We start from the raw sequence: 1,063 nt of genomic DNA on the forward strand, positions 1-1,063 counted from the left end.
CGCAGCAACGCAGGTACGGGTTCCCCGTCGTCGGCCCGTCGCCGCAGCGCCCGGACGTCGAGCCGGATCGGCAGCAGATGCGCCTCACCCGACTCGCATGCCGCGTCGAACAACGCCAGCCCCTCGGCCGCGGACAGCCCGGACACTCCGTGGCGGGTCATGCGGTGGAGGTCGGTGTGGGTGAGGTTGCCGGTCATGGTGGAGCGGTCTTCCCAGAGGCCCCAGCCGAGGGAGGTGGCGGGCTGGCCTTGGGTGTGGCGGTGGTGGGCGAGGGTGTCGAGGAAGGTGTTGGCGGCTGCGTAGGCGCCTTGTCCGGGTCCGCCGAAGGTGGCTGCTGCGGAGGAGAAGAGGACGAAGGCGTCCAGGTCGGGGGTGAGTTGGGTGGTGAGCTGGTGGAGGAGGAGGGCGCCGTCGAGCTTGGGGTTGAGGACTGTGTCGAGGGCGTGGGGGGTGAGGTTGTCGATGGTGGCGTCGTCGAGGATGGCCGCGGTGTGGATGACGGCGGTGACGGGGTGGTGGGTGAGGACGTGGGTGAGGGTGTCGGGGTCGGTTACGTCCCCGGTGACGATGGTGGTGTTCGCGCCGAGGTTGGTGAGGGTGGTGGCGAGTGTGTCGGCGGGGCGGCGGGAGAGCAGGACCAGGTTCTGGACCTGGTGGTGGGTAGCGAGGTGGTGGGCGATGTGGGCGGCGAGGGTGCCGGTGGCGCCGGTGATCAGGACTGTGCTGTCGGGGCGGAAGGCGGGGGCTGCGGTTTTCGCGAGGGTGGCCCGGGTGAGGCGGGGTGCGAGGAACTCGCCTGCGCGGATCGCGATCTGAGATTCACCGGTGCTCAGGGCGCGGGGTATTGCGTGAGTGGATTTGTCGTGGTCGTCGGTGTCGATGAGCACGATCCGGTCGGGGTGTTCGGACTGGGCGGAGCGGATGAGGCCCCAGATGGAGGTGTGTTCCAGGTTGGGGGTGTCCTCGGGTGAGGTGACGACGGCGTTGCGGGTGAGCAGCACCAGCCGGGAATCGGTGAAACGCTCGTCCGCCAGCCACCCCTGAACCAGACCCAACGCCCCGT

1 protein-coding gene is annotated in these 1,063 nt (G+C 69.5%); it reads right to left on the reverse strand.

The window, feature by feature from the left end; genetic code table 11:
• Positions 1 to 1,063, reverse strand: a 1,063-nt coding sequence (locus tag ACLIYP_RS30545) for a beta-ketoacyl reductase (protein ID WP_412716313.1), incomplete at both ends; no start/stop codon positions are given.

This window comes from Streptomyces nanhaiensis, assembly GCF_046614825.1.
Lineage (GTDB): Bacteria > Actinomycetota > Actinomycetes > Streptomycetales > Streptomycetaceae > Streptomyces > Streptomyces radiopugnans.